The sequence below is a fragment of the Metabacillus sp. 84 genome, from assembly GCF_050107715.1.
GTDB lineage: Bacteria > Bacillota > Bacilli > Bacillales > Bacillaceae > Metabacillus_B.
In genome coordinates this window covers 674,510-699,974 of record NZ_JBNILN010000001.1, presented here as the reverse complement: position 1 = coordinate 699,974, position 25,465 = coordinate 674,510, and the positions used below count along the sequence as shown (strand labels likewise).

The window sequence follows — 25,465 nt, the reverse complement described above, 5'->3', positions numbered from 1 at the left end:
TATGAAGCAGCTGATACAAAATGACTGGTGGCAGGAGCTTGAAGGCCAGTTTTCAGAAAACTATTATTTGGAGCTCAGGGAGAAGCTGAAAAACGAATATGAAAACGGGACGGTTTATCCGGATCCATATGAGCTTTTTAACGCTCTCCACCTGACCCCTTTTCGTGAGGTGAAAGCCGTAATCCTTGGCCAGGATCCCTATCACGGTCCTGGGCAGGCCCACGGGCTTAGCTTCTCTGTGAAAGAAGGAGTCCCGAAGCCGCCATCTCTGAAAAATATTTATAAAGAGCTGTGCGAAGATCTTGGATGCCCGGAGCCTTCCCACGGTTCTCTGGTAAAGTGGGCGGAGGAAGGGGTCCTGTTGCTGAATACCGTGCTGTCTGTCCGGAAGGGGGAAGCGAATTCCCATAAAGGATTAGGCTGGGAGCAGTTTACGGACGAAGTCATCAAAAGCCTGAATAATAAGAACGAGCCGGTCGTGTTCATCTTGTGGGGCAAGCATGCCCAGGCAAAAAAAGAGCTGATCGACCTTTCCAGGCATACCGTAATTGAATCCCCCCATCCAAGTCCGTTTTCAGCCAGACGGGGCTTCTTTGGCAGCAAGCCTTTTTCCAGAACCAACGAGTTTTTAAAGGGAAAAGGGCTGAGGGAAATTGATTGGTGCATTGAGTAAACAGCCTTAAAATCCAACGGTGGACAGCCGTCCTTAAAAATTATAAAGATAAAGCTCAGAGTGATAGAGAAACTCTGGGCTTTTTTATACGTAAATGATAGCTGACGCAAAAAATGGCTGCATAGACGTTAATCGGGTTTTTCTTTCGCAGAATAACAGTAACTTAGATAAATCTGTGAAGTTCAAGTAAGAAAAGCTGGCACAATCCCTGTCAGATTATACGGTTAAAGATGTCCATTAAAGCTTGATTTACTGAGGAATGCGATTGTATCTATCAAAAAATAGTATGAAGCTAGACGGATGCAGGTTGCAACATGAAGGTTTGAATCATCACATATATTGAATAATCTATTATTTAAAATTTGAAAGGAGAATGCTTCAATGTGTGGTTCAAAAGCGGGTTGCTGTCCTTCAGCCCAGCTTATAAAAGAAGAAATATGCGGGAATTTTAACGGGGTATTAATTGATGAACAAGTTTGGGGTGCCCCTGGAGGATATATATCGGGGACTTTTCAAATTTTTAACTCAGCTTCAAGTCAGGGAGCTGTTACGGCAGCAGGTACAGCTGCCCCTGCGATTGCTCTAAGTGCTGAACCTGGCAATACCATTTCTCAATCTGTTAATAATCCCATTGACTTTACTATTACTACAACAGAAGCTGGAGGCAATGGGACATACTGTATCACGCTTTATAAGCGTGTTTTAGCATAGGCAGCAGTCTGACTGCCAATCTATTTAAATGAGGTGTTAATGTGTGGGCGGATGCTGTTATCCACCAAATATGAATGGGAATTTTTCGCCAATCTTGTTCTTTGCTGCCTCTGCAGACTCAAATCTTCCTGTTGCCGGCACAGCAGAACAAACCGTTTTAACATTGGGAGTCAGTCCTCCGAGTGCTGGCGCGCATCAGGTTAAACTGGATTTGTCGGTTGAGCTGTTAATAGCAGCCCTTCTCAATCCGGACTATAACCTCATCGTCCGTTTAAGAAGGAATGATTCGGCTTCTCCTATAGCGAGTTTACAAATCAGCAAACGCTTTTCTTTGCTTGTTTCAACAACGGATTCTGAAATTCCGAACCTTACCTGGAATGACACGATCAGTTCATCCGTAACTTATACAATAACAGTCCAGGTCGTTACAAGTGTAGGACTCTCTAGTATCACGGCACGAACAAGAGCTCTAAATGCCATCGTTTTCTAAATTCTATTAAGTTTAGCACACGCAAAAACACCTCCGGCTTTCCGAAGGTGTTTTATACTATTTTATTCTGCAAGTATTATGATTGATTACTTACACAAGGGATTTAGCACGCTCATGATCCGTTACAATCAGAAGAATTTTCCCTTGATCCAGTTTTTCTTCGTAGGCATCAGCTTCTGCTTCAGAAAATCCAACCTCTTGAAGTTTCGCGCGAAGCTCATCGCCCTTTTTGCTGAACATGTTGCCTACAGCACTGCCAAGACCCATTTCAGAAAGTCCGATAGTGTTTGCATCTGCATTGTTTGCAACGCGGTTTGTACGGTCATCGTCATGAGATAGAATGTATAAATCCTTAGGATCTACACCTTGGCCTTTAAGCTCCATTACATCATTCTTCAGCGTTTCGTCATTTGTGTATTCTTTTACGATCGGTTTCATCTGTCTTCGCCTCCTAATTTGTTATCCACTATTTAAATAGCACGAATGGTGAAGATTGAAACATGGGAATGTTCTTTTGGTGCTAAAGACTCAAAACGCCTTAATAATGCAAACCGCTTGTACAATCCAGCCGAATGTTGTACTATATGAACACTGGCTGCATTGTTCGTAATGATAATAAAGTTTTAACCTTTAAGCTGTAATAGGGAGTTTAACATCGAAGCGAAAATGATAAGCCTTCGTCTGTTCAGACAAGGAGGACATCATTTAACGGTTCTGCGAACACCCACTTGGAGAAGTGGTGGTTTAAAACTTTCTTATAATGAGTTACGGCAAACGCGGCTGCTTACTATTTAATCGAAGCCAGCTTCCTATTTGGAAGCTGGCTTTTCCTATGCCATCCGATTCGTGGTAAAATAAACAGATGGATTTCCAGGTAAAGGAGGAAGCAAAATGGATATTTCCATACACCAGCTGCTGAATAAAATGGAGGCTGAGGTGCAGGCTGCAAAAGCCGCCGGATCCAGCCAATCCATCAGGGAAAAACTCCTTGTGGTAAAAAGCCTGTGTGATGTTGTGCTTGATGAGGAGCCTGCACAAGCCCCTGTAAAACCAAAAACATCAAATGCAGATAGCATCAGCGAATATGAGCTTCATAAAATGATGGGATTGTCTAAACCCTCTGCTCCTAAAACGATTCACAGCGGGGAACGGCTTGAGGATGAGGGAGCAAACGGTTCATCCTTGTTTGATTTCTGACAAGCCGGTACTCCGGCTTTTTACTAATGGGGGATCTGTATGAAATTGCTATTATCCGCCCTTCAATGGGCAGTCTTTATTATTGCATCGACAATTGTTGTCCCGATTGCAATCGGGCAGCTTTTTCAGCTGGATGGAGGACAAACCGCTGTACTGATTCAAAGCACCTTTTTCGTGCTTGGGCTGGCGGGCCTCCTGCAAGTATTGTTTGGGCACAAATTGCCGATTAATGAAGGACCCGCCGGTCTCTGGTGGGGCGTTTACTCAATCTATGCCGGCTTAAGCACAACGCTTTTTGCCAGTTATATCGAGACCCTGCAAAATCTTCAGGGAGCGCTCATCATGAGCGGAGGCTTCTTTCTTCTGTTCGCCCTGTTCGGACTTGTTGAAAAGCTTGCAAGGCTGTTCACCCCTCTTATAACCGGAACCTATCTTCTTTTGCTTGTTTTCCAGCTGAGCGGTCCGATCGTAAAAGGCATTATGGGGATTGGCTACAGAGGCTCTGTGGTAGACCCTGCGGTATTTGGGGCCGCTGCTGTTATTCTTCTTTTTACCTTTTTCCTGAGCCGGATGAAACGCCAGTTTTTTAAGCAATACTCGATCCTGATCGGCCTTTTGGCAGGCTGGGGATTTTTTGCTCTGCTTGGTTTGGCAAAGCCGGTAGAAAAACCGTCCGCTATGTTTTCCTTCCCTGTCCTTTTTCCTTTTGGACAACCTGTGTTTAATGCCGGAATGATTGTCACTTCGTTTTTCATCACCCTGCTGCTCATCGCCAACATGCTGGCGAGCATTAAAGTAGCTGAGCAGGCAGTAAAGGCGCTGGACACTGGGATAAAAGAAGAAAAAGGCCGTGGAAAGCGCGCCGGCATTTTCGCAGGGATCAGCCATGGGGTCAGTGGGATCACAGGAGCGGTAGGACCCGTTCCCATCTCGGGTGCAGCCGGGTTTATCACAACCACCGGGAACGGGACAAGGCTTCCGTTCATCCTGGCTAACCTGCTGATTATTCTGATGAGCATGGTTCCATTCATCCTTAACCTGTTTGCCGCTCTTCCGGCCCCGGTTGGCTTCGCGGTTCAATTCGTCGTCTTCGCAGGTATGATTGGAATGGCCCTGAAGCAGGTAAATGAAACAGAGGATAAACAAAGAATGCTCTATACGATGGGCATTGCGCTTTTGGCAGGAACCGGGGCCATGTACGTGCCGCCTGATGCCTTTGAGGGCTTCCCGCCGGTCCTTATTTCCATATTTAACAATGGATTGATTCTCGGGACCATTATCGCCATCGCAGTCGATCAGCTGACCCGTAAATTCGGGAAAAGAGAGTAGTCACAAAACGTTCAGTTGGAACTGCTAATGCCGTAGTATATGATAAAAAGAGAGAATTCTAAAACTGGAGATGATGGATTTGAAGCTGTTTATTATCCTTGCCGCTATAAACGCCTTTCTAGCCGTTGGCCTAGGTGCATTCGGGGCACACGGACTTGAAGGGAAGATTCCCGAAAAATACATAGCTATCTGGGAAAAAGCCGTCACCTATCAAATGTTCCATGCGGGCGGACTATTCGCCGCTGCCTTCCTTGCAGACAAAGTTTCTCAGGCCGGTCTGGTCACATGGGCTGGATGGATCATGTTCGCAGGCATTATCTTATTCTCCGGCAGCCTCTATATCCTTGCCGTCACTCAAATCAGCGTATTAGGAGCCATCACCCCGCTGGGAGGACTTTGCTTCCTTGCTTCATGGGTGCTGATTGTAATCGCTGCGGTGAAATTTATGTAATCGCTGAAGAAGCTGTGCCTTAGCACGGCTTTTTTTATTTAGAGGTTCCAGACTTGTATTGATGGGAAAAGCTGTCTGACCTGCTTGCCTTTTGGATGATTGGTTCCTTTTCTTACTCCTTTGCCTCCGTCCCCCGCCCGGCTAAAGCGCTAAACCTCCGTCCCCACTCTTGTTAATTCCTAGAAGCACAAGGGGTTACATGGTGTCCTCTCTGTCCCTGAAAAAGCAGAAAAATGGGGGTCGGAGGATGTGCCTCCGTCCCCCATTATGTCTACTGGATTTGCTCCGTCCCCTAAGTAACAGAAGCGTTGGGGGAGAAGGGGAAAGGAGTTTCCACCTCTGACCCCTGCTGTGATAAAGCACTAAACCCCCGTCCCCTGCCAGGCACACCGCCGGGCTGGAAGGAGCTTCCGGTTCATGTGTCAGCATCACAGCCGCCACTTTCATGCCGGCTTCTATAAGGCCCCGCGATAAAAAAGAGAGCCCGGCCATATAAGTTAAGCCGGCTCTCTCTTTAAATCTCTCTATCTAGGCGAATAACTAGCCATTCCAAACGGATACTCGTAGTTGATTTCTTCATCAAATGTAATGTAGTCCAGGTACACCATCAGCAGCAGGAAGCGGCGTCCGGTCTGAGGGTCGCTTAAAATGATGTGATCGCGGCCGGCTGCTTCAATCGTCCCTTTAAAAATCATGGCGTTCCATTCTTTATTGTTTTCAAAGGTCATATAGACGGTGGCTGTCTTGCCGCGGTTGAGTCTAAGGATGTTTTCAATGTAAGATTCTTCAAGGGGAAGCATGCCTGGCACGCTTTGTGAAGCAGAAGGCTGGGATGGCATAGGCGGAACTTGAAGCCCCTGCTGCTGACCTTGCATCCCACCCTGGCCTTGCTGTCCCTGCATGCCGCCCATTCCTTGCTGTCCCTGGCCAGGCTGCATTTGGCCTTGGCCCTGCTGTCCTTGCATTGCAAACGGCTGATAGGCCCGCTGGTCATATGAAGCGTCATACCCATAAGCAGGATAAGGATATGCTTCCTGCTGCTGTCCAGAATTTCCCTGATTTTTAAAGAACATGAGAATCCTCCTCTTCGATCGTTGTGATTAGCGGGTCGAATACACCGATGCGCAGGCCTGCTGGGTAGGGGTGTAGAAGCAGTGGGATTTATAGCGTCCGGAATTAGCCTGGTCGTACCAGGTCGCCGGGCAGCTCCCGCCGGGTCTGAAGAACCAAAGAGAGTACTCTCCTGGCCGGTATCGTTTGCCTGCAATGACTTTTCTTGCCAGATCAATCTCACTTTGTCTTGCACGCTGATAAAAGTAGCCTTTTTGAGTTGCCTCAAATCCGCCTGGGCTTTGGAAGATCATTCGTTCAATGGATTTGATATCCTTGAAATCCAGACAGGAAGCCCGCACCCTGTTAATGCCGACATTTCCAACTAAGAGCATTCCGGTTTGGCCGTCTCCCTCACCTTCGGCTCTCATTAACCTGGCCAGCATTTTCAGTTCCTTATCGTTGTATGGGACAACTGCCATACCTCCACCCCTAAAAAGAGATAAAAATAAATGCTATTTCATCACAAATAGTATGAAATAAAGTGAGCAAATATTCTTTTCAAAAGGGAAAACATTGTTTTTTTAAAAAACCAACTGTTTTTATATTGGAATTGGAACCAATAGGCTCAATTAGAATATGAGGGAAAAATGGGGAAATTTATTGGTGGTTTAGGTGTTTACGCGGTGTTTTCTTTAGTTATGATTATATTGAACTTAACATACAATGAGTTGGAGGATAGTTTGAACACCATTATTGTTTACTCCTTTTATTTCGCGTTCCTTTTCACAGCTCCCTTAATAATAGTTGTTTTCGTGCCAACCTCATTTTTAGCTGGTTTTCTTGCAAAAAAAATCAATAAGTCAAGGAATGTAATCGCCTTATTTTCCCACTTGGGAATAGGCATCATAATCTTTATTGCGGTTTGTATATATATATTTAATAATACCGGTTTGGATTTAAATACTGTTTTACAATTTCTGGTCTTCATTTTTTTAAATTCATTTGTTTATTGGCTTTTAGAAACCAGATATAGCAAATAAACCATCCGGTTGATAAAAGGAAAAAGGAGCTTCCCGCATTCAGGGTTCGCTCCTTTTTTTATTAAATATGAAAATAAGAAGCAACCTTATCTTCAGGAAGGATGTTCCCTACAAAAAAGGTTCCAAACTCGCCGTAGCGGGCGCTCACTTCGTCAAAGCGCATTTCATAGACAAGTTTTTTAAACTGCAGAACGTCGTCTGAGAAAAGTGTAACGCCCCACTCGTAATCGTCAAAGCCGACGGATCCTGAAATGATCTGCTTTACTTTGCCTGCATATTGCCGGCCAATCATGCCGTGGCTTCTCATCAGGCTTTTGCGCTCATCCATCGGAAGCATGTACCAGTTGTCGTTTCCCTGTCTGCGCTTGTCCATTGGATAGAAGCAGACGTGCTTCGCTTTAGGCAGCTCTGGAAACAGTCTTGCCCGGACCTGTGGGTTTTCGTATGGATCGCCTTCACCGGCGAGATAATTGCTCAATTCCACGACCGAAACATAAGAGAATGCCGGCAATGTGAATTCGGCGAGGCGGGATTTGTTGAATTCGGTTTCGATTTCGTTTAATTCTTCCATGGTCGGTCTTAAGATCATCATCATGAAATCCGCTTTTTGACCGACGATGCTGTAGAGGGCGTGGCTGCCTTTTCCGGCTTTTTCTACGGCTCCCCATTTTTCAAGCAACCCGGTAAATTCGCGGGTAATTATTTCGCGCTCATCGTTTGACAGGATTTTCCACGCTGCCCAGTCAAGCGTTCTGAAATCATGAAGGCTATACCAGCCGTCAAGGGTTTGTGCGGCTTCATTTTTCGGCATTTCGTTCAATTCCTTCACTCCCATTCACTCTAGTCATCCTGATCGGCCATTAGTGAAAACAGCCCTGTTATGTAACTATATCATAGTTCATTTTGTGAATAAAACTTGAAGGAAACAAGGATAATAAAGGATGGAAAAGGGTACGGGAAAGTAGTCTGTAATATTTGAATAAAAAGAATTCCGTTGTGGCAGCGCTGTCAACGAAGGGGATGACTTGAATTTCCCGCTGAGTCAAGTATCCTGAATAAGGAAGCATTAGAGGCACTATATAAGGAGGGCATCCATTTGTCAGATTTGTTTACAACGTTAAAAGAAAAAGTAACCGGTCAGAATATAAAAATTGTATTACCTGAGGGGACAGATGAGCGGATTCTAATTGCTGCATCCCGTCTTGCCGGAGAGAAAATTCTTACTCCAATCGTAATCGGAAACAAGCGTGAGGTTGAAGAAAAAGCAGCCCAGCTGAACGTGACGCTTGAGGGTGTTGAAATCAGCGATCCGAACGAGTACGGGGAGTTTGAAGAACTCGTGCAGGCATTCGTAGAACGCCGCAAAGGGAAAGCGACTGATGATCAGGCGCGCGAAATCCTGAAGGATGAAAATTATTTCGGTACAATGCTTGTTTATACGGGAAAAGCTCACGGTCTCGTAAGCGGTGCGGCTCACTCTACAGCAGACACGGTGCGTCCGGCCCTTCAAATCATTAAAACCAAGCCGGGTGTGAAAAAGACATCCGGAGTCTTCATCATGGTGCGTGGCGAGGAAAGATATGTATTTGCTGACTGTGCCATTAATATAGCCCCTGATGCACAGGATCTGGCAGAAATTGCGGCAGAAAGCGCTAATACAGCCCGCATGTTTGATATCGATCCCCGTGTGGCGATGCTGAGCTTTTCGACTAAAGGCTCCGCTAAATCCCCGGAAACAGAAAAGGTGTCGGAGGCAGTGAACATTGCAAAAGAGATTGCTCCCGATCTTGTTCTTGACGGAGAGTTCCAGTTTGACGCAGCCTTTGTCCCATCCGTTGCCGAGAAAAAAGCACCGGACTCTGTTATTAAAGGGGATGCCAATGTCTTCGTATTCCCAAGCCTTGAAGCCGGCAACATTGGCTACAAAATCGCACAGCGCTTAGGAAACTTCGATGCTGTCGGACCGATTCTGCAAGGTCTGAACATGCCGGTTAACGATCTTTCACGAGGGTGCAGTGCAGAGGACGTGTACAAGCTGGCTCTCATCACAGCAGGGCAAACCGTTTCCTGAAAAAGAATCTCCCGCGGGAGATTCTTTTTTTTGCCTGCAGGCGTTCATGGTATAATGGAAAGGTTGATAATGGATCGGAAAGAAAGGGAAACCATCATGACAGAAAAGCCATTAAGCCTATTAGAGCAGCCTCAGTGGAGAATACTGGATCAATCAAGCCTTGGACCCCAATTTGATGCCAGGCAGTCTTTTGCCTTCGATGATACGCTTTGTGCATCAGCGGGCTCCCGCACGTCTCCCGCTACAGCTAGGACATGGGTGCACCATGACACAGTCGTACTTGGGATCCAGGATTCGAGACTCCCTTTTATACAGGAAGGCATAGAGTATTTAGCGTCCCAAGGGTACCGGGCCGTCGTTCGGAATTCCGGCGGCCTCGCCGTTGTCCTTGATGAAGGGGTGCTGAACATTTCGCTTATTTTCCCAGAGTCAGATAAAGGAATTGATATTAACAGAGGCTATGATGCGATGTGGGAGCTGGTGAAGGTAATGCTGCCGGAACAGGCCGCGAAAATAGAAGCAAGAGAAATTGAAGGCTCCTACTGCCCGGGCAGCTATGACCTTAGCATCGGCGGGAAAAAGTTTGCCGGCATCTCGCAGAGGCGGCTCCGGAACGGAGTAGCGGTCCAGATTTATTTGTGTGTCACAGGAAGCGGCTCAGACCGCGCTGAGCTGATCCGGAACTTCTATGAGAGAAGCTTAAAGGGGTCGGTCACAAAATTCGCGTATCCCGTGATTGTCCCTGAAGTGATGGCTTCGATCAGCGAGCTGACCGGAAAGGACGTGACCATCCAGGATATGATGCTGAAGCTGCTGACCGCCCTTAAAAACTTGAGCGGGAGGATCTTTTCATCCTCTCTTTCCATGGATGAGCAGCTTGTATTTGAAAAAAATCTCGCGCGCATGGCAGAGCGGAATAAAAAAATAGGGATCGATTAAAAAAAGAGACGCTCTATACTAAGAGCGTCTTGATCTATATTAGGGGAGGGGGGAATCCGTTACTCGGCTACTTTTTCAAGATTTCCGTTGCGGTCCATTTTGAACTTCGGCGAATTGCGGTCCTCTTCATCAAACAGTGTCAGCTTTCTGGCACGGTTCATAATCTTCATTAATGTCTCGTAGTCTTCTTGAATCGTATCACTGTCTTCTTCCATTTTTGCAACCTTTTCTTCCAGCTCTTCATTGCGGCGCGACAATTCATCAAGCTCTCTTTTCAGCCGGATATTTTCCTGCTTAAGAGCTGTATTGTGGGTCGCGCGGCTTTCAAAGGTTTCCAGAAAGGCAATGACCTGATCCATGTTCAGGCTTTCGGCAGGGGCGGCCGGCTGCTGTTTTAAGGCTGTATAGGGAACCCCGTTCAATTCCTCGTAATCCAGCATTTCGTTCTGCGAAGGTACAGAGTAGGCTTTAATAGCAGGTTCATAGGTTTGCTCCTCGGCGAACTCCTCTTCATAGACTGGCTCAGCCGGAACAGAGGCTGTTTCAGGTGAATAGAGCAGCTTTTTCTTGGCAGGCTGGCCTTTTCCCATTGACCTCATTTTTTGTTTCCGCTGTTTTTTCGCCAGCTGCAGTGCCTTTTCATACTGGTGGCGGACAACTGCGTTCCAGCGGAACCCGCAGGCTGCGGATGTACGGTTTAAATGATCTCCCACTTCTTCAAATGCATTCAGCTGCGTGCTTCCCTCGCGCACATGACGCAGAACGGTCTCGGCAAGCAGCAGATCGTTTTCTTCAGACCAGGCATCCTGTCTCTGTTTCATAATCTCAACTCCCATTTGCTGTAATGTTTTCCTGATATCAGAATGGCCTGATTTTCCTTCTTTTATACCTTTTTTTCTAAAAGGATAATAGAAAAATTTTGAAAGTTTCGGAAGATGATTGAATTCTTTCTGAACTTGCATGTCACAAAGAATCAAGGTAAAATAGCGGATAGTGTGCGAAAAGACATTAGGGGTAACACCCTTTCTATAGAAACTCTTAATAAAGAAAGGAAATGGGGATTCATGACAAATGAATTTCGTATTTGCGACGACTGCCAGGCGACGAACATTAAAACGCTTGTTCCGCGCTTAAAAAAAGCAGATCCGGATGCATCCATTGAGATTGGCTGCCAATCCTACTGCGGACCCGGCCGGAAAAAATCGTTCGCGTTCGTAAATAACCGTCCCGTATCAGCCTTGAGCGAAGACGAGCTGCTGGATAAAATCGAAAAAAAACTAAAAAAATAAATCGCCAGGCGTCCCGACGCACTGGTGATTTTTTTCTTATCCTTTTCCGGTTATTCCTTCTTAGAATAGGGCAAATAAGGAAGAGACCAATCGAAAGCCCTCCTTCACCGGGAACCATGAACCGGTGCAAAACTTTTCAAGATGCTGCATGTAATCGGCACCGAAAAAAAGCTATAATGGATACAAGTAAAACGGAAGAGGGAAAAGAATGGCAAATCGCAACGGTAAGTTATCAGAAGAAAAGGTATTTAAAGACCCGGTTCACCGCTATATTCACGTACGGGACAAGCTAATCTGGGATCTGATCGGCACCCCTGAGTTCCAGCGTCTTCGCAGAGTCCGCCAGCTTGGTACCACCTATCTGACCTTCCATGGAGCCGAACACAGCAGATTGAATCATTCACTGGGAGTATATGAGATTGTCAGGCGGATTGTTGATGACGGATTTAAAGGAAGGCCGGAATGGAACGAGGAGGAACGGCTGGTCAGCCTGTGTGCAGCCTTGCTTCATGACTTGGGTCACGGTCCGTTCTCTCACTCGTTTGAGAAGGTTTTCCACATGGATCATGAAGATTTCACGCGGAGAATTATTTTAGAGGATACAGAAGTCAACCGCGTGCTTAAAACAGAAGGGCGGGACTTTCCGAAAAAAGTCGCCGAGGTGATCGCCAAAACGTATTCCAATAAGCAGGTCGTATCGCTGATCTCGAGCCAGATTGATGCGGACCGCATGGATTATCTGCAGCGCGATGCCTACTACACGGGAGTCAGCTACGGCCATTTCGACATGGAGCGCATCCTCCGGGTTATGAGGCCGAGGGAAGATCAGGTTGTCATCAAATATAGCGGAATGCATGCTGTAGAAGATTACATTATGAGCCGATATCAAATGTATTGGCAGGTTTATTTCCATCCTGTTACACGCAGTGCCGAAGTGATTTTGACTAAAATCCTGCACAGAGCCAAACAGCTTCATAAGGAATACTATACCTTTAAGCAGGAGCCGGTTCATTTTTACTCCCTGTTTGAGGAAGAAGTCACTTTGAAGGATTATCTGAAGCTGGATGAATCGGTCATTCTCTTTTATTTTCAGGCATGGCAGGAAGAAACCGATGAAATTTTATCCGACCTTTGCCGCAGGTTCCTGAACCGGAACCTCTTCAAATACACAGAATTCAACCCGTCCAATGAGCAAATGATGAAGCTGATGGAGCTGAAGGCCCTCTTTAAAAAGGCTGGAATTGACCCTGAATACTATCTTGTTCTCGATTCCTCCTCCGACCTTCCATACGACTTTTACCGTCCGGGGGAAGAAGAAGAAAGACTCCCTATCCATCTGCTCATGCCGAACGGAGACATCAGAGAGCTGTCCAGGCAGTCCGAAATCGTCGACGCCATTTCCGGAAAAAGAAGAACGGACCACAAGCTGTACTTTCCACGGGATTTAATAGAAGATCTATCCACGAAACGAACGGCAAAGAAAAAAATTATCGAACTGCTCAATCTGAATAGATAGAGAGAAATAAGGAGTTAGGAGATGACGGGGAATTGCTTAAAGAACATGCAAAAGTCTTGAAGGTGTTTTCGTCGGCCGGAGAAGTTATTGGACGGAAAAAACTTCAGAAAATGATTTACATCGCGAAAAAAATTGACTACCCATTCTACGAAAAATACAACTTTCACTTTTACGGACCCTATTCAGAGGAATTGACCCTGAGAATCGAAGAGCTTTGCAACCTGGGCTTCATCGAAGAAGTACGGGAAAAAAAGGGCGGCTACTATCAATACCGCTACAGCCTGACTGGATCAGGCGAAGAATTCCTGTCAAACTATGAACTCGACATGCCGCCGCTCGACGCATGCATGACCGATCTGAACGGACAATCCGCCCGTTTCCTTGAACTCGTTTCCACCCTCCTTTATTTCGACAGCCTGGAGCGCGAAGAAGTGAAGGAAAAAGTGTTCACCCTTAAAAGCAAACAGAAGTACACAGACGAAGAAGTAGAAGAAGCCTACACATACGTAGAGGCGCTTAGAGAAAAATCGAAGCATTAATAAAAGAGCTGCCGGATGCAGCTCTTTTGTATGTCCAGCTAATGTCGAATTCTCACGAAAAATCGATATCCCACTATGATTGCCGATATCTCTCATTCCGTCGATATAACGAAATGATCGTTTCTATTTCCGTCGCCAAATCGCAATTTTAGCCGATTTACGTAAAACGGTCCGGAATTGGGCGGCCAGGCGGGCAAAAAAGCTCAGCAATCTCGAAAAACTCCCCCGATCCGCCGCAGCAGTCGTTTTGCCATGGTGCACCTTTTATAAAAAAGGCCCCGTTTTCAATCCAAATTCCCGTTCTGCAATTTCAACAAATTCTGTTTCAGATATTGCTTGTTTTTCAGACTTAGTCCCCGAGGTTACAGTGAAGGAATCCTTTGTTAACGTAATAAAGCCGGTGGCCGTTCTTTTCGCTGCCAGCGGATCTTTGTTGAATGGCGATCCGGGATGCTCCTGGATTTTCTGCTGCATGCTGTGGAGGTCTGAAAGCCTCAATGACTTTTCCGCATTGAATGCATACCCGGTTTTCCATACACCAGCTTCTTCATGCGCCAGCTTCATTTCCAGCAGATGGGTCCCTTCCGCAGTTGGTTTATTGGCAACACGGAATTGGCCGGTATCTGTTTGGACCGTTTCACCGCTCATCGGAATGGGAGTTTGTGCAACATTGATCCCGAATCCTCCATCAAGCAGATAGGCTCCCTCATCGGCTTCCGCGATAACGGCGGCATGGGTTCCGCTTAAACTCCAGGCTCCATTACCATGATGATAGACAGTGCCCGGAACGATGGCGGCATTCATCCCGCTTTCGATAAAAAAATAATACAGCAGTGAATTGAGCTCGTAGCAGACACCGCCTTCCTGCCCGCTTACCAGTTTAGAGACTAGGGATGCCTGGTCCAGCCTGCCGGACGTTTTGTTCAGGATACGGAAGTTTTCAAAAGGAACCGTGCGGGAAAAGGCACGAAGAATATCGCCGAGGTCCTTAAAGTGGATGGGCTCTCGCGTTTTGATTCCGATCCGGCTCAAAAGTGCAGAATGCAGACTCATTTTCTCTCCTCCTCATATAAATGAAAGAGCGGCTGAGCTCCTGCAGCCAGCCGCTTTCTTTACATATCGCTTAGTCGTTTTCCGGCTACGCCGTAATGGTTTTTGGTCATTTCTTCAATAAACACGACGATTTTATCCTCAGATGCACCGGTTGTTTCCGATACGGCTGCGGTCACTTTTTCTACGAGGGCTTTCTTCTGCTCCTCAGTACGGCCTTCAAGCATTTTAACCGTTATATACGGCATGCAAATCGCTCCTTCCGTTCCAGTCATTCACAGACTAAGCCAGCCGTGAAAACTTGAAACTGTTATTCATCTCCAAATATAGTATACTTTAATGAGAAAATCGATGCAGGGAATATGCGCATTAAAGGAGACGTGTTCGTGGACAATTTTTTAGCCTTTCCTCTGGAAGTATTGCCTTATGTTATCATTACATTGCTTGTTGCTTTTACTGTTCATGAGTTCGCTCATGCGTATGTCGCATACAAATTCGGGGATCCGACAGCCAAAAATGAGGGCAGACTAACACTGTCTCCTCTTGCTCATTTAGATCCGTTCGGGACCATCCTGATTTTAATCGCCGGCTTTGGATGGGCGAGGCCCGTTCCGGTTAACCGGTTTTATTTTAAAAATCCCAGGCTTGCCGGGGTTCTTGTTTCTGTTGCCGGCCCGCTGAGCAATATGGTGCTCGCTTTCATTGGGACAGCGGTATGGTCCGTGCTGCTTGTATCGGGAGCGGTGGACAGCTTTTCTCCCAATGTGGCCGAAGCGCTCAGAAGCTTCTTTGATATTTTTGTCGGGCTGAATGTGACGCTCATGCTTTTTAACCTGCTGCCGCTGCCGCCGCTTGATGGCTACCGGATTATAGAGGATCTAGCCCCGAGAACGGTGAGGCCCAGGATGGCGAAGCTTGAGCCATATGGCTTTATTGTTTTCATTATTCTTTTTGTGACCCCGCTTGACCAATACACGGTCTGGCCGTTCCTCAATGTGGGATCGGATCTGGTTATGAATTTATTTTACGGGATTTTGAACCCGCTGTTTTAGGAGGTTTTTCGTAATGGAAGAAAAAAAGAAAAAGAATATCGGCTTTAATATTATCAAAAATGATCCGACGGATGGCCATGGCGGATATGGAGTCGGGGCACTCAGTCTGGATAACATCTCCCCGGTCTTTGTAGATGTAGAAGAGGGGGAGGCCTTCGTCGATATCGGAGCCATGCATGCGCGGAGCGTTGTGGAAAAAGGCATTAAATTTTTGCCGAATAAAGAAGACGTTCCGGATGCTAAGCCGTTCTGGCTTGTATGGGTGACCATTGACCGCAAAGAAGAGGGGCCATACTACGCAGGTGTAACAGCCTGTGAGATGACGGTCAACCGTGACATTCGCAGAGGATACAAGTCTCTCCCCGAGCACGTGAATAAAATGGATAAATCCATGAAACGGCAAATCATGGTGGAACATATGGATGAAAAGTCAAAAGAGATTCTTGCCCAATTTCTGATTTCCCATGATGCCGGCATGTGGCAGCGCTCAGAGGGCAAGCTGAAAGACGATTTGAAGGCCTGACAAAGCCGGGTGGACTCCACCCGGCTTTTCTATTCCCAAAATTTCAGCTTCTTCCAAAAGCTTTCCTTTTTCTTATCTGTTTTTTTCTCATGGTCATTCGGCTCGGGATCTGCGGGACCGATGCACAGATCTGTGGGCTCTGTTCCTGAAATGAAGTAGACAAATCGTTTAACCGGACACCCCGGCCCAGCGAGCTTTCCGTTTTCAGGATTAATGTAAGCGCCGGTTACCCCCTCGGGCGGCTTGAACTCCTTTAAAGGCTTCCCCTTTAGAGCATCTTCCATGAATCCGGCCCATATCGCTTTCGCGTACCCTTTTTCCTCTACTTGATCGATCGTTTTATCCCGGTCGTAGCCCGTCCAGACCCCGGTCACGAGCTCAGGGCTGTAGCCGACCATCCAGCTGTCCGTTTCGGTTGAGCCGGATTTGCCTGCATAGGAGCGCGTCAGCTGTTTGGCGATCTTCCCGCCGGTAACGGATGCATATGAATTCAGTTTCGGATCAAACATCCCCGTCATCAGCTCAGTCGTTACAAAGGCTGCCTGCTCATCGAAAAGCTGCTTTGCTTTTGTTTTCTCCTTCTTATAGACAATGTTTCCAGCTGAATCTTCAATTTTCAAAACATAAACCGGCCGGATTTGTTTGCCCCCGTTTGCGAGAATCCCATAGGCATTAACAATTTCTTCAAGCCTTGCCGGCGCTGTACCGAGTGCAAGAGAAGGGATTTCCGGCATTTTGCTCGTCAGGCCGGCAGAGCGGGCGGTATGTGCCAGCTTATCTGGACCGATAAACAGGTGGGTTTTCACGGCATAGATGTTATCCGATAAGGCAATCGCCTGGGCCATTGTAATCGGACCGTTCGCATAGTAATCGTTGTAGTTGCTCGGCTTGTAAGAGGATTTACCGGAATCGTATTCAAATACAGTCGGTTTGCTGACCATCATCGTGGAAGGGGTGAAGCCATCCTTAATGGCCGCATAATAAAGGAGCGGCTTAATGGTGGAACCGGGCTGTCTTAGCGCCTGGGTCACCCGGTTGAACGGACTTTTCTCATAGTCTCTCCCGCCGACAAGCGCTTTGACCTCTCCAGTGTCGGGGTCCATGGCCATCATACCGGTCTGGATGCCCGAATCAGGATCAATGACCTTTTCTGCTTGCCTTTCTGCCTTTTTCTGAAGCACGGGGTCAAGCGTAGTGTAGATTTTCAGTCCCCGGGTGGAAAGAGCCGCCTGCTCTACTCCTAAAAGGCGCGCTGATTCTTTTAGCGCTTCATCATAGAAGTAAGGGGCATCCGTTTCAACCGACTCTTCCTCTTTAGGACCTGTAAAAGCAAGAGGGATTTTTTCAGCGGCAGCGGCCTGGTCCGGCTTGATGGCCTTTGCATGAACCATTGCTTTTAAAATCAGCTTCTGCCGCTCCTTTGCCTTTTCCGCATTCAAAAGCGGCGAATACTGGCTTGGTCCTTTCGGGATGCCGGCGAGCATGCTGGCTTCCGCGAGTGTCAAGTCCCCCGCGCTTTTCCCGAAATAGGTTTTGGCTGCCGCTTCAATGCCATATGCTCCATGGCCGTAGTAAATCGTATTTAAATAACCTTCAAGAATTTGCTCCTTGCTGTAATTCACCTCAAGACGTACCGTATAGAAGGCCTCTGTCAGCTTTCTCGTCCAGGTTTTATCATGGCTTAAATAAAGATTCCGTGCGTATTGCTGGGTGATCGTACTCGCTCCCTGTATTTTTGCCATCGCTTTCAGATCGGCGAGGGCCGCCCCTGCAATCCGCTTAAAATCAAATCCATGGTGCTCGAAATAATGCCGGTCCTCAATAGCGAGAGTAGCCTTAACCGCATAAGGGGATATTTTCTCAAGACTTGTCCAATATCGTTTTTCCCCGTAATGCGTTTCTCCCATTTTTGATTCATCGCTTGCATAAAGAATGGTAGACTGTGGTACGTTTAATGACGGAGGACCCTGCAGCTTGGCAGCGAGCAAAATGATACCCGCCGCAATGGACAGCAGTGTCAGGACCAGCAGGCTGATAAAAAACAAAGCGCGAACCAGCTTAATGGTCTGGCGTATTCTGGCTGGATGGATCACGTTCATTTTCTGCACCCCGTTTCATGGCGTTCTTTTCTTATCCATTATGGGAAAAGAACCGCATTTCTAAACAGGAATACAGTGGACCTGCGGAAAAATTCCTTGCAATTTTGCTGGATTCCTCTATACTTTTTTTGAGGTTGAATCGGGGTTTTGTTTAAGACCATTAGGGTACGATAAACTGAGACTCATAATTAAAACGTATAAGAAGAAAGGATGATTGATCCATGTCCGAATTATGGTACACAGAGAAGCAGACAGACGGCTTTGGAATCACGATGAAAGTTAAGCGTACTTTACATACAGAGCAAACAGAATTCCAGAATCTCGATATGGTGGAAACAGAGGAGTTCGGCAACATGCTTTTATTGGACGGAATGGTCATGACGTCTCAAAAAGACGAATTCGTGTACCACGAAATGATCGCTCACGTCCCATTGTTCACCCATCCGAATCCAGAGAACATTTTAGTTGTCGGCGGAGGAGATGGCGGTGTTATCCGTGAAGTGCTAAAGCATCCGGGTGTAAAAAAAGCAACACTTGTGGATATCGATGGCAAAGTCATTGAGTACTCCAAGAAATACTTGCCCGAAATTGCCGGAAAACTGGAGGATCCCCGTGTCGAAGTAAAAGTAGGCGACGGATTCCTTCATATCGCAGAAAGCGAAAACGAATACGATGTCATTATGGTAGACAGCACAGAGCCAGTCGGTCCTGCAGTAAACCTTTTCACGAAAGGATTTTATGCCGGCATTTCCAAAGCGCTGAAAGAGGATGGAATCTTTGTCGCTCAATCAGATAACCCATGGTTTGCACAGGAACTGATCCGCAACGTTCAGCGTGACGTCCGTGAAATCTTCCCGATTACGAACCTTTATATCGCAAACATTCCAACGTACCCAAGCGGAATGTGGACATTCACGATCGGATCTAAAAAGCATAATCCTCTCGAAGTGCCTGAGGACCGTTTCCACGAAATTGACACAAAATACTACACGAAAGAACTGCACAAAGCGGCCTTCGTGCTTCCAAAGTTTGTACAGGACTTAACAAAATAAGAAGAAATAAACCGGAGGGCGTTTTTAATTGAACGCCCTTTCTGAATGGAAGGGTGAAAAAAGATGAAATTTGATGAAGCTTATTCAGGGAATGTTTTTATTAAAAGCCATCCATCCTATGAGGAGAGCAGGGCCGTCCTTTACGGCATGCCAATGGACTGGACAGTGAGCTACCGTCCGGGCTCAAGATTCGGCCCGGCCCGGATCCGCGAAGTGTCCATCGGCCTTGAGGAATACAGTGCCTACCTGGACCGGGAGCTTGAAGAGGTCAAATACTTTGACGCCGGTGACATCCCGCTTCCGTTTGGGAATCCCCAGCGCAGCATCGATATGATTGAAGAATACATTGACGGGCTCATGGAAGCCGGGAAATTTCCCCTTGGCATGGGAGGGGAGCATCTCGTTTCGTGGCCGGTCATGAAGGCTGTTGCGAAAAAGTATCCGGACCTCGCCATCATCCATATGGATGCCCATACCGATCTTCGCGAGGAATACGAAGGCGAACCGCTTTCCCATTCCACACCGATCCGTAAAATTGCCGAACACATTGGACCCGGTAACGTGTATTCTTTCGGCATCCGCTCTGGAATGAAGGAAGAATTCCAATGGGCAAAAGAAGCGGGCATGCACATCTCCAAATTCGAAGTGCTCGAGCCGCTGAAGGAAATCCTGCCAAAGCTTGCAGGCCGCCCGGTATACGTAACCATTGATATCGACGTCCTTGACCCGGCGCATGCACCTGGCACAGGAACAGTCGATGCCGGCGGGATTACATCAAAAGAACTGCTTGCTTCCATTCATGAAATTGCCCGTTCCGAAGTGAATGTTGTCGGTGCAGACCTTGTTGAGGTGGCTCCGATTTATGATCCTTCCGAGCAGACAGCCAACACCGCAAGCAAACTGATCCGCGAAATGATTTTAGGCTGGGTTCCGTCTAAAGGGTAAGCGACTCAGGTATAAAAAGAACTGCAGGACTGGCCGAATAAGGAGCCTTTTGGCGATTTATGGGGGACAGTCCTTTTTTTTATGCCAAATTCCGTGTACTATTGAACTTTCCGATAAGAATCTTTATACTATTGTAGTTATAGCGGAAGGATGTGTCTTATATGAAGGAACAGACACCGGTAAGCCTCTACATTCATTCTAGAATCAGAAATGAAGGAGAAACGGAAACCATCGAGTTCCGTTCGGAAGGCAGCTTTTACATAAAGGATTCGGTTCCATATTTGACTTATACCGAGGAACAGGAATACGGGACCATTCAGACCATCGTCAAAATGAAACCGGAAGAAACCATCGTTTTCAGGTCGGGCGCCGTATCCATGAAACAGCGTTTTATTAAAGACTCAGAAACGCTCACACACTATAAAACCCCTCTCGGAACCCTTCAGATGACAACGTATACGTCCAGAATCATCCAAGTCGTCAACCAGGATAAAGCTGAAGGCAAGCTTGAGATCGATTATGAATTGCATATGGGAGAAGGTCAAACCCATCTTCATACCCTTTTGATTAATTTTAAGGAGGCTTCGTTATGAACATTGTCGACCAGATGAAAGAACGGCTGAAAGAAGAAATCAAGGCTTCAGTCGAAAAGGCAGGCCTGGCAGAAGGATCCCAGATTCCGGACGTCGTGCTTGAAGTGCCAAAAGACAAAAACCATGGTGATTTTTCTGCCAACATGGCCATGCAGCTGGCAAGAGTGGCAAAGAAAGCACCCCGGGCCATTGCAGACGAAATCGTGAACCATATTGACAAGCAAAAAGCCTCAATCGAAAAAATTGAAATCGCAGGCCCCGGCTTTATTAATTTCTATATGGACAACTCCTATCTTACCGGTCTTGTACCCGCCATCCTCGAAGCTGGCGAGCAATACGGAGAAACAAATATCGGAAACGGCGAGAAACTGCAGGTCGAATTTGTTTCCGCCAATCCAACCGGAACGCTTCATCTCGGGCATGCCCGCGGCGCGGCTGTAGGAGACTCCCTGTGCAGCATCCTTGCTAAAGCAGGCTACGATGTGTCCAGAGAGTATTACATTAACGATGCCGGAAATCAGATCAATAACCTTTCCCTTTCCATTGAAGCGCGCTACCATCAGGCACTTGGACATGATTTTCCCATGCCTGAAGACGGCTATCAGGGGAAGGACATTCAGGAAATCGGACAAAAGCTTGCCGCTGAATACGGCGACCGCTTCGTATCGGCGAATCGTGATGAGCGCCTCTCGTTTTTCCGGGAATACGGGCTGGAATTCGAAACGGCTAAGCTTAGAAAGGACCTTGACGAATTCCGCGTTCCATTTGATGTCTGGTACTCTGAATCCACCTTGTACGAAAACGGGAAAATCGATCAGGCCCTTGGAGCCCTTCGCGAAAAAGGCCATATTTTCGAGGAAGAGGGAGCAACCTGGTTCCGTTCCACCGCATTCGGCGATGACAAAGACCGCGTCCTGATTAAAAACGACGGTTCCTATACCTATCTGACGCCGGATATCGCCTACCATAAAGACAAGCTGGACCGCGGCTTCACAAAGCTGATCAATGTATGGGGAGCCGACCATCATGGATACATTCCACGGATGAAGGCGGCAATCGAAGCGCTTGGCTACAGCAAGGAAACATTGGAAGTCGAAATCATCCAGCTCGTCCACCTGTATAAAGACGGAGAAAAAATGAAAATGAGCAAACGGACGGGCAAAGCCGTCACCATGCGCGAACTAACCGAAGAGGTCGGCCTCGACGCCGTCCGTTACTTCTTTGCCATGAGAAGCGCAGATACCCACATGGACTTCGACATGGACCTGGCCGTATCCAAATCCAACGAAAACCCTGTATACTACGCCCAATATGCCCATGCGCGAATCTGCAGCATGCTGCGTCAAGGCGAGGACCAAGGCCTGTCCTGCGGAAAAGAAAATCTATTGGACGGAGCCCTTTCCGAAAAAGAAATCGAACTGCTGAAAAAACTCGGCGAATTCCCGGCAGTCGTTGGCGAAGCGGCCCAAAAACGGATTCCGCACCGCGTAACCAACTACATCTTTGAACTGGCATCCACCCTGCACAGCTTCTACAACGCAGAAAAAGTGCTCGACCCGGATAACGAAGAAAAATCAAAAGCGCGCCTGGCCCTCATGAAAGCCACACAGCAAACACTGAACAACGCCCTTACCCTGATCGGAGTATCCGCTCCGGAGAAGATGTAAGTGCGTGAACCCCCTGTATCGGTTTGGTACAGGGGGTTTTTGTGTTTTGTGTTTTGTGTTTTGTGTTTTGTGTTTTGTGTTTTGTGTTTTGTGTTTTGTGTTTTGTGTTTTGTGTTTTGTGTTTTGTGTTTTGTGTTTTGTGTTTGTGGTTTGTGGTTTGTCGTTAGTCGTTGGGCGGTGCCTGGCCCGCTTCGCTTTAAAGCGGCGGGGGAAGGAGGAAGGGGCTTTCAAACCGTTGCGGCACAAAGGGTTTGAGAGGTGGTGCCGGAGCTTTAGTGCTTTAGCAGAGCGGGGGACAGGCGCGGTGCCAGTCCCCACATGCTTCACCGCAAGTGGGGACAGAGACCTGCCCTCCGGAAGACTTGATACGAAAAGGTTGAGAGAGCAGGTGTCGGAGCTTTAGTGCTTTAGCAGGGCGGGGGACAGACCCAACAGTATACCTGCTCAGATGATGTGATGTAAAATTTTTCGGTGGAACGTCTTTTAGCGTTTGGTGTTTGTCGTTGGGCGGTGCCTTGCCCGGTGCCGAAACTTTAGTCTTAGCAGAGCCGGTGACGGAGGTTTCCTCCGACCCCCATTTTCCCGCAAACAAGGGGACGGAGCACAAACACAGCAATCCCTTGCCACAGCAGAGCCGAGCAGAGGCGGTGCCAGAGCTTTATCCCTTTAGCAGAGCCGGTGACGGAGGTTTCCTCCGACCCCCATTTTCCAGCAAACAAGGGGACGGAGCACAAACACAGCAATCCCCTGCCACAGCAGAGCCGGGCAGAAGAGGTGCCGGAGCTTTATCCCTTTAGCAGGGCAGGGGACGGAGGCAGCCCTCCACCGAGCAGCCCTCCACCGTGCGGCCCTCTACCGAGCAGCCCTCCCCACTGTGCAGCCCCCCACTGTGAAACTCGCCATCCAAGCCGGACCTCTGGCAGCCCATTATGTAAGACATGCACTGCAGGTGTGCCTGCGCACCCGAAGAGGCTGGCCGGACACTAACCTCTACCAAACTACACTCCCGCCATCAACACGCTTCACCCCGCGAATCCCCGCAATTTCTCCCACCAGCTTGAATAAGGCTAAGTCTTTTTGCTTCGCCTCGATCATCATATCTGCGTCCACATCAAATTCTTTTAGCATTTTCAAAAGCGGCATGATGAATTCAAGGTCAGCGAAGTCTGCGTGGCTCCGGTATTCCTTTTCGGTTTTTGGTGAGGAAATATGTATTTTCGGTGCGAGGCCGACCCGCTTCCATGTTTGGAAAAAGCGCGGGAGGAGGTCTTCGAGCTGTTCTTCTCCTTCGTTCTTGTTTGCCTGATAATGGTGATAGTCGAACATGAGGGGGATGTCCCCTTTTTCACAAACCTGCAGCGTTTCTGCGGCTGTGTAGGTTTTGTCGTCGTTTTCCAGTGTCATTCTTGAATAAACATCAGGGGAGAGGGATTGAATGTTGTCAAAAAACCGTTCGGCTGATGCTTTTTTGTCCCCATAGGCGCCTCCGACATGGAGGTTGATCAATCCTTCCTGCTCAAGCCCCATAGCCTTGAGCATGTCGTAGTGGTACTCCATGTCTCTGACTGAATTCTCCGTAATGGCAGCCCGGTCGCTTGTAAATAAAGTGAACTGGTTTGGATGAAAGCTGGTGCGCATCCTGTTTTCCTTTACGAGGTCACCGATTTTCTGAAATTCATCCCGAAACGGTTTGATAAAGTCCCAGCTGGCATCCGGATGGGTGGCGAGGGGAACGAGACTTGATGAGAACCGGTACAGGTGGATTTCATGGGCAATATTGTAATGGATAATTCGGAGTGTGTGCTCCAGGTTTTGCTTCGTTACCCGGCGAAGAGCTTCAAGCCGTTCACCTTCATCAAGCTTTTGATGCCTCGCATAGGTCATCGTTTTTGCGGGGGAACAATCCCAAAGAGAAAGGGCATTTGAGACATAGCCGAACCGTAATTTCATAACTCTCTCCGTTTCTGCCGCACCCGGGGCATTACAAAAATAATGAAACGACGGATGCGGCTTTTTCTTTTGTTTTTTGCCAAAGCGGTCTTTTCATATAATCTTCGTATAGGAGCTGCTCTGAATTCCTTATGTCTTTCAAGATGCTCGTTTTGACCTGTGCAGTAAATTCGCGGTCATAGATCAGAGCATTCATTTCATCGTTCAGGTACATGCTTCGCTTGTCAAAGTTTGCGGTGCCAATGTCACAAAAATCATCATCGCAAACAATGATTTTGGCATGGTAAAAGCCCAGATAAAATCGGTATACTTCAGCACCTGCCTTAAGAAGAGGGCCGTAATACGGAAAAGCGGCTTCCTTGACGAGCAGGTGATCAGAGCGCATAGGCACAACAATTTTAATTTTTACCCCTCTTTCCAGAGCCTGAAGCAGTTCAATGTGCAGTTTTTGGCCTGGAATGAAGTATGGGGTGCAGATGATCAGCTCTTTTTTAGCTTTATGAATAAAGGATAGGAACTGATCATCCAAGGACTTCCCGTAGCTTGATACGAAACGGTAGGCGGCTTCTCCTTTCCCGGCAGGCACTGCTTTTGGCCGTTCCATGTAGCTTCCGCCTGCATTTCTCCAGTCGTTTCGAAATTGCTGGGCCAGATCCTGAATCCCGGCTCCGGTAATTTTAAGATGGTAATCGCGCCAATAACCGAGCTTTGGGTTTTTGCCGATGTATTCCTTCCCGATGTTGTACCCGCCAAGGTATCCGATGTGGTGGTCAATGACTGTGATCTTCCGGTGATTTCTCGCCTGAATGGTGAAAAAAAGAAACGGCCACTTCGGCTTATGGGAATAGATCACTTCAACCCCCTGGCTGCTTATTTTATTAAGAAGTCTGTTTGGCGCCTTTATTGCACCGATCCGGTCCATCATTAAAAACACACGGACTCCTTCCTGCGCCTTTTCCCCGAGCAGGTTAAGAAAGGTCTGACTGATTTCTTCATCATTTTTGATAATAAAAAAGCTTGCGCAGATCGATGAGGAGGCCTGCCGGATCGCTTGAAAGTAATCGGCGTAAAATTCCTGGCCGTCGGAAAAAAAATGCAGCCCGCCTTTGCGCAGCGGATAGGCTTGAAGCCCCGCCTTCCTGACGTGCCTGCTGTACCCGAGGGAGAAATCAATTCGCATCCAAACGGTGATCAAAAGCAGAAGAAGTATGAGAATGAAAAAGACCATCGAGAGGT

The 25,465-nt window shown here is 47.4% G+C and carries 27 protein-coding genes and 1 other RNA gene; 18 read left to right on the top strand and 10 right to left on the bottom strand.

Annotated features, from left to right (window positions below):
* Nucleotide 1 precedes the first annotated feature (1 nt).
* The 3 genes from ACQCV8_RS03485 (at nucleotide 2) to ACQCV8_RS03475 (ending at nucleotide 1,874) form a co-directional block, all read left to right on the top strand.
* The gene (locus tag ACQCV8_RS03485; RefSeq protein WP_426843145.1) at nucleotides 2-673 is read left to right on the top strand and encodes a uracil-DNA glycosylase; all 672 of its coding nucleotides are present in this window, start codon (nucleotides 2-4) and stop codon (nucleotides 671-673) included.
* A 381-nt stretch (nucleotides 674-1,054) separates the two neighbouring features.
* A complete protein-coding gene (locus tag ACQCV8_RS03480; RefSeq protein WP_426843144.1) occupies nucleotides 1,055-1,384 on the top strand; it encodes an S-Ena type endospore appendage in 330 nt (109 codons plus the stop codon).
* Nucleotides 1,385-1,427: 43 nt separating this feature from the next.
* On the top strand, nucleotides 1,428-1,874 hold the full coding sequence (locus ACQCV8_RS03475) for a hypothetical protein (RefSeq protein ID WP_426843143.1): 447 nt from the start codon (nucleotides 1,428-1,430) through the stop codon (nucleotides 1,872-1,874).
* A gap of 90 nt (nucleotides 1,875-1,964) precedes the next feature.
* On the opposite strand, the gene ACQCV8_RS03470 is transcribed toward ACQCV8_RS03475, so the two are convergent.
* A complete protein-coding gene (locus ACQCV8_RS03470) occupies nucleotides 1,965-2,312 on the bottom strand; it encodes a general stress protein (protein WP_426843142.1) in 348 nt (115 codons plus the stop codon).
* A 151-nt stretch (nucleotides 2,313-2,463) separates the two neighbouring features.
* Here ACQCV8_RS03470 and ssrS point away from each other — a divergent pair.
* From ssrS to ACQCV8_RS03450, 4 genes are all read left to right on the top strand, one after another.
* Nucleotides 2,464-2,661: non-coding RNA, 6S RNA (ssrS, locus tag ACQCV8_RS03465), on the top strand.
* Nucleotides 2,662-2,765: 104 nt separating this feature from the next.
* Nucleotides 2,766-3,071 carry a YwdI family protein gene (locus ACQCV8_RS03460; RefSeq protein WP_426843141.1) on the top strand — a complete coding sequence of 102 codons (306 nt, stop codon included), beginning with the start codon at nucleotides 2,766-2,768 and terminating at the stop codon, nucleotides 3,069-3,071.
* A gap of 39 nt (nucleotides 3,072-3,110) precedes the next feature.
* Nucleotides 3,111-4,400: a purine/pyrimidine permease gene (locus ACQCV8_RS03455; RefSeq protein ID WP_426843140.1), complete on the top strand. Its 1,290-nt coding sequence runs from the start codon at nucleotides 3,111-3,113 to the stop codon at nucleotides 4,398-4,400.
* 79 nt (nucleotides 4,401-4,479) lie between these two features.
* A complete protein-coding gene (locus ACQCV8_RS03450; protein WP_426843139.1) occupies nucleotides 4,480-4,851 on the top strand; it encodes a DUF423 domain-containing protein in 372 nt (123 codons plus the stop codon).
* A gap of 524 nt (nucleotides 4,852-5,375) precedes the next feature.
* On the opposite strand, the gene gerQ is transcribed toward ACQCV8_RS03450, so the two are convergent.
* The 3 genes from gerQ to hemQ all read right to left on the bottom strand — a co-directional run bounded on the left by gerQ (nucleotide 5,376) and on the right by hemQ (nucleotide 7,755).
* Nucleotides 5,376-5,924 (bottom strand): spore coat protein GerQ, encoded by a 549-nt coding sequence (gerQ, locus tag ACQCV8_RS03445; RefSeq protein WP_426843138.1) that lies wholly within the window; start codon nucleotides 5,922-5,924, stop codon nucleotides 5,376-5,378.
* Between the two features lie 27 nt (nucleotides 5,925-5,951).
* Complete coding sequence (locus ACQCV8_RS03440; protein WP_426843137.1) at nucleotides 5,952-6,383, bottom strand: cell wall hydrolase; 432 nt, start codon at nucleotides 6,381-6,383, stop codon at nucleotides 5,952-5,954.
* Between the two features lie 622 nt (nucleotides 6,384-7,005).
* Nucleotides 7,006-7,755, bottom strand: a complete 750-nt coding sequence (hemQ, locus tag ACQCV8_RS03435; protein WP_426843368.1) for a hydrogen peroxide-dependent heme synthase — start codon at nucleotides 7,753-7,755, stop codon at nucleotides 7,006-7,008.
* A 285-nt stretch (nucleotides 7,756-8,040) separates the two neighbouring features.
* Between hemQ and pta the strand changes: the two genes are divergently transcribed.
* Nucleotides 8,041-9,015, top strand: a complete 975-nt coding sequence (gene pta, locus ACQCV8_RS03430; RefSeq protein ID WP_426843136.1) for a phosphate acetyltransferase — start codon at nucleotides 8,041-8,043, stop codon at nucleotides 9,013-9,015.
* A gap of 96 nt (nucleotides 9,016-9,111) precedes the next feature.
* Nucleotides 9,112-9,954, top strand: a complete 843-nt coding sequence (locus ACQCV8_RS03425) for a lipoate--protein ligase family protein (RefSeq protein WP_426843367.1) — start codon at nucleotides 9,112-9,114, stop codon at nucleotides 9,952-9,954.
* Nucleotides 9,955-10,013: 59 nt separating this feature from the next.
* Here ACQCV8_RS03425 and ACQCV8_RS03420 read toward each other — a convergent pair whose 3' ends face one another.
* Nucleotides 10,014-10,778 (bottom strand): RsfA family transcriptional regulator, encoded by a 765-nt coding sequence (locus tag ACQCV8_RS03420; protein ID WP_426843366.1) that lies wholly within the window; start codon nucleotides 10,776-10,778, stop codon nucleotides 10,014-10,016.
* 240 nt (nucleotides 10,779-11,018) lie between these two features.
* Here ACQCV8_RS03420 and ACQCV8_RS03415 point away from each other — a divergent pair, with 240 nt between their 5' ends.
* The 3 genes from ACQCV8_RS03415 to ACQCV8_RS03405 all read left to right on the top strand — a co-directional run bounded on the left by ACQCV8_RS03415 (nucleotide 11,019) and on the right by ACQCV8_RS03405 (nucleotide 13,298).
* Nucleotides 11,019-11,243, top strand: a complete 225-nt coding sequence (locus tag ACQCV8_RS03415; RefSeq protein WP_426843135.1) for a DUF1450 domain-containing protein — start codon at nucleotides 11,019-11,021, stop codon at nucleotides 11,241-11,243.
* Between the two features lie 208 nt (nucleotides 11,244-11,451).
* Nucleotides 11,452-12,759, top strand: coding sequence for an HD domain-containing protein (locus ACQCV8_RS03410; protein WP_426843134.1), 1,308 nt, complete (start codon nucleotides 11,452-11,454; stop codon nucleotides 12,757-12,759).
* Nucleotides 12,760-12,791: 32 nt separating this feature from the next.
* On the top strand, nucleotides 12,792-13,298 hold the full coding sequence (locus ACQCV8_RS03405; protein WP_426843132.1) for a YwgA family protein: 507 nt from the start codon (nucleotides 12,792-12,794) through the stop codon (nucleotides 13,296-13,298).
* Between the two features lie 264 nt (nucleotides 13,299-13,562).
* On the opposite strand, the gene ACQCV8_RS03400 is transcribed toward ACQCV8_RS03405, so the two are convergent.
* The gene (locus ACQCV8_RS03400) at nucleotides 13,563-14,351 is read right to left on the bottom strand and encodes an arylamine N-acetyltransferase family protein (RefSeq protein ID WP_426843131.1); all 789 of its coding nucleotides are present in this window, start codon (nucleotides 14,349-14,351) and stop codon (nucleotides 13,563-13,565) included.
* A 59-nt stretch (nucleotides 14,352-14,410) separates the two neighbouring features.
* Complete coding sequence (locus tag ACQCV8_RS03395; protein WP_123912930.1) at nucleotides 14,411-14,596, bottom strand: 2-hydroxymuconate tautomerase; 186 nt, start codon at nucleotides 14,594-14,596, stop codon at nucleotides 14,411-14,413.
* Nucleotides 14,597-14,734: 138 nt separating this feature from the next.
* Here ACQCV8_RS03395 and ACQCV8_RS03390 point away from each other — a divergent pair, with 138 nt between their 5' ends.
* Both ACQCV8_RS03390 and ACQCV8_RS03385 read left to right on the top strand, forming a co-directional pair.
* Entirely contained in the window at nucleotides 14,735-15,400 is a 666-nt protein-coding gene (locus ACQCV8_RS03390; protein WP_426843130.1) for a site-2 protease family protein, read from the top strand.
* A 13-nt stretch (nucleotides 15,401-15,413) separates the two neighbouring features.
* Nucleotides 15,414-15,923, top strand: coding sequence for a YwhD family protein (locus ACQCV8_RS03385; RefSeq protein ID WP_426843129.1), 510 nt, complete (start codon nucleotides 15,414-15,416; stop codon nucleotides 15,921-15,923).
* A gap of 29 nt (nucleotides 15,924-15,952) precedes the next feature.
* On the opposite strand, the gene ACQCV8_RS03380 is transcribed toward ACQCV8_RS03385, so the two are convergent.
* Nucleotides 15,953-18,022, bottom strand: a complete 2,070-nt coding sequence (locus ACQCV8_RS03380) for a transglycosylase domain-containing protein (RefSeq protein ID WP_426843128.1) — start codon at nucleotides 18,020-18,022, stop codon at nucleotides 15,953-15,955.
* A 221-nt stretch (nucleotides 18,023-18,243) separates the two neighbouring features.
* On the opposite strand from ACQCV8_RS03380, the gene speE reads away from it, so the two are divergent.
* The 4 genes from speE to argS all read left to right on the top strand — a co-directional run bounded on the left by speE (nucleotide 18,244) and on the right by argS (nucleotide 22,279).
* Nucleotides 18,244-19,074 (top strand): spermidine synthase, encoded by an 831-nt coding sequence (gene speE / locus ACQCV8_RS03375; RefSeq protein ID WP_426843127.1) that lies wholly within the window; start codon nucleotides 18,244-18,246, stop codon nucleotides 19,072-19,074.
* A gap of 63 nt (nucleotides 19,075-19,137) precedes the next feature.
* Entirely contained in the window at nucleotides 19,138-20,019 is an 882-nt protein-coding gene (gene speB / locus ACQCV8_RS03370; RefSeq protein ID WP_426843126.1) for an agmatinase, read from the top strand.
* A gap of 161 nt (nucleotides 20,020-20,180) precedes the next feature.
* Nucleotides 20,181-20,612 (top strand): DUF1934 domain-containing protein, encoded by a 432-nt coding sequence (locus ACQCV8_RS03365; protein ID WP_426843125.1) that lies wholly within the window; start codon nucleotides 20,181-20,183, stop codon nucleotides 20,610-20,612.
* Nucleotides 20,609-22,279 (top strand): arginine--tRNA ligase, encoded by a 1,671-nt coding sequence (gene argS, locus ACQCV8_RS03360; protein ID WP_426843124.1) that lies wholly within the window; start codon nucleotides 20,609-20,611, stop codon nucleotides 22,277-22,279. Before ACQCV8_RS03365 ends, argS begins: the two co-directional genes overlap by 4 nt.
* Before the next feature lie 990 nt (nucleotides 22,280-23,269).
* Here argS and uvsE read toward each other — a convergent pair.
* A complete protein-coding gene (gene uvsE, locus ACQCV8_RS03355) occupies nucleotides 23,270-24,229 on the bottom strand; it encodes a UV DNA damage repair endonuclease UvsE (protein WP_426843123.1) in 960 nt (319 codons plus the stop codon).
* A gap of 31 nt (nucleotides 24,230-24,260) precedes the next feature.
* On the bottom strand, nucleotides 24,261-25,457 hold the full coding sequence (gene cls / locus ACQCV8_RS03350) for a cardiolipin synthase (RefSeq protein WP_426843122.1): 1,197 nt from the start codon (nucleotides 25,455-25,457) through the stop codon (nucleotides 24,261-24,263).
* Nucleotides 25,458-25,465: the final 8 nt, after the last annotated feature.

Excerpts from the sequence above, each read along its gene's own strand:
- ACQCV8_RS03480 (WP_426843144.1), top strand. The coding sequence starts at position 1,055 with ATGTGTGGTTCAAAAGCGGGTTGCTGTCCTTCAGCCCAGCTTATAAAA.
- uvsE (WP_426843123.1), bottom strand. The coding sequence starts at position 24,229 with ATGAAATTACGGTTCGGCTATGTCTCAAATGCCCTTTCTCTTTGGGAT.
- ACQCV8_RS03415 (WP_426843135.1), top strand. The coding sequence starts at position 11,019 with ATGACAAATGAATTTCGTATTTGCGACGACTGCCAGGCGACGAACATT.
- speB (WP_426843126.1), top strand. The coding sequence starts at position 19,138 with ATGAAATTTGATGAAGCTTATTCAGGGAATGTTTTTATTAAAAGCCAT.
- ACQCV8_RS03380 (WP_426843128.1), bottom strand. The coding sequence starts at position 18,022 with ATGAACGTGATCCATCCAGCCAGAATACGCCAGACCATTAAGCTGGTT.
- hemQ (WP_426843368.1), bottom strand. The coding sequence starts at position 7,755 with ATGCCGAAAAATGAAGCCGCACAAACCCTTGACGGCTGGTATAGCCTT.
- ACQCV8_RS03365 (WP_426843125.1), top strand. The coding sequence starts at position 20,181 with ATGAAGGAACAGACACCGGTAAGCCTCTACATTCATTCTAGAATCAGA.
- argS (WP_426843124.1), top strand. The coding sequence starts at position 20,609 with ATGAACATTGTCGACCAGATGAAAGAACGGCTGAAAGAAGAAATCAAG.
- ACQCV8_RS03425 (WP_426843367.1), top strand. The coding sequence starts at position 9,112 with ATGACAGAAAAGCCATTAAGCCTATTAGAGCAGCCTCAGTGGAGAATA.
- ACQCV8_RS03460 (WP_426843141.1), top strand. The coding sequence starts at position 2,766 with ATGGATATTTCCATACACCAGCTGCTGAATAAAATGGAGGCTGAGGTG.
- speE (WP_426843127.1), top strand. The coding sequence starts at position 18,244 with ATGTCCGAATTATGGTACACAGAGAAGCAGACAGACGGCTTTGGAATC.
- ACQCV8_RS03440 (WP_426843137.1), bottom strand. The coding sequence starts at position 6,383 with ATGGCAGTTGTCCCATACAACGATAAGGAACTGAAAATGCTGGCCAGG.
- ACQCV8_RS03410 (WP_426843134.1), top strand. The coding sequence starts at position 11,452 with ATGGCAAATCGCAACGGTAAGTTATCAGAAGAAAAGGTATTTAAAGAC.
- ACQCV8_RS03400 (WP_426843131.1), bottom strand. The coding sequence starts at position 14,351 with ATGAGTCTGCATTCTGCACTTTTGAGCCGGATCGGAATCAAAACGCGA.
- ACQCV8_RS03485 (WP_426843145.1), top strand. The coding sequence starts at position 2 with ATGAAGCAGCTGATACAAAATGACTGGTGGCAGGAGCTTGAAGGCCAG.
- cls (WP_426843122.1), bottom strand. The coding sequence starts at position 25,457 with ATGGTCTTTTTCATTCTCATACTTCTTCTGCTTTTGATCACCGTTTGG.
- ACQCV8_RS03385 (WP_426843129.1), top strand. The coding sequence starts at position 15,414 with ATGGAAGAAAAAAAGAAAAAGAATATCGGCTTTAATATTATCAAAAAT.
- gerQ (WP_426843138.1), bottom strand. The coding sequence starts at position 5,924 with ATGTTCTTTAAAAATCAGGGAAATTCTGGACAGCAGCAGGAAGCATAT.
- ACQCV8_RS03395 (WP_123912930.1), bottom strand. The coding sequence starts at position 14,596 with ATGCCGTATATAACGGTTAAAATGCTTGAAGGCCGTACTGAGGAGCAG.
- ACQCV8_RS03470 (WP_426843142.1), bottom strand. The coding sequence starts at position 2,312 with ATGAAACCGATCGTAAAAGAATACACAAATGACGAAACGCTGAAGAAT.
- ACQCV8_RS03455 (WP_426843140.1), top strand. The coding sequence starts at position 3,111 with ATGAAATTGCTATTATCCGCCCTTCAATGGGCAGTCTTTATTATTGCA.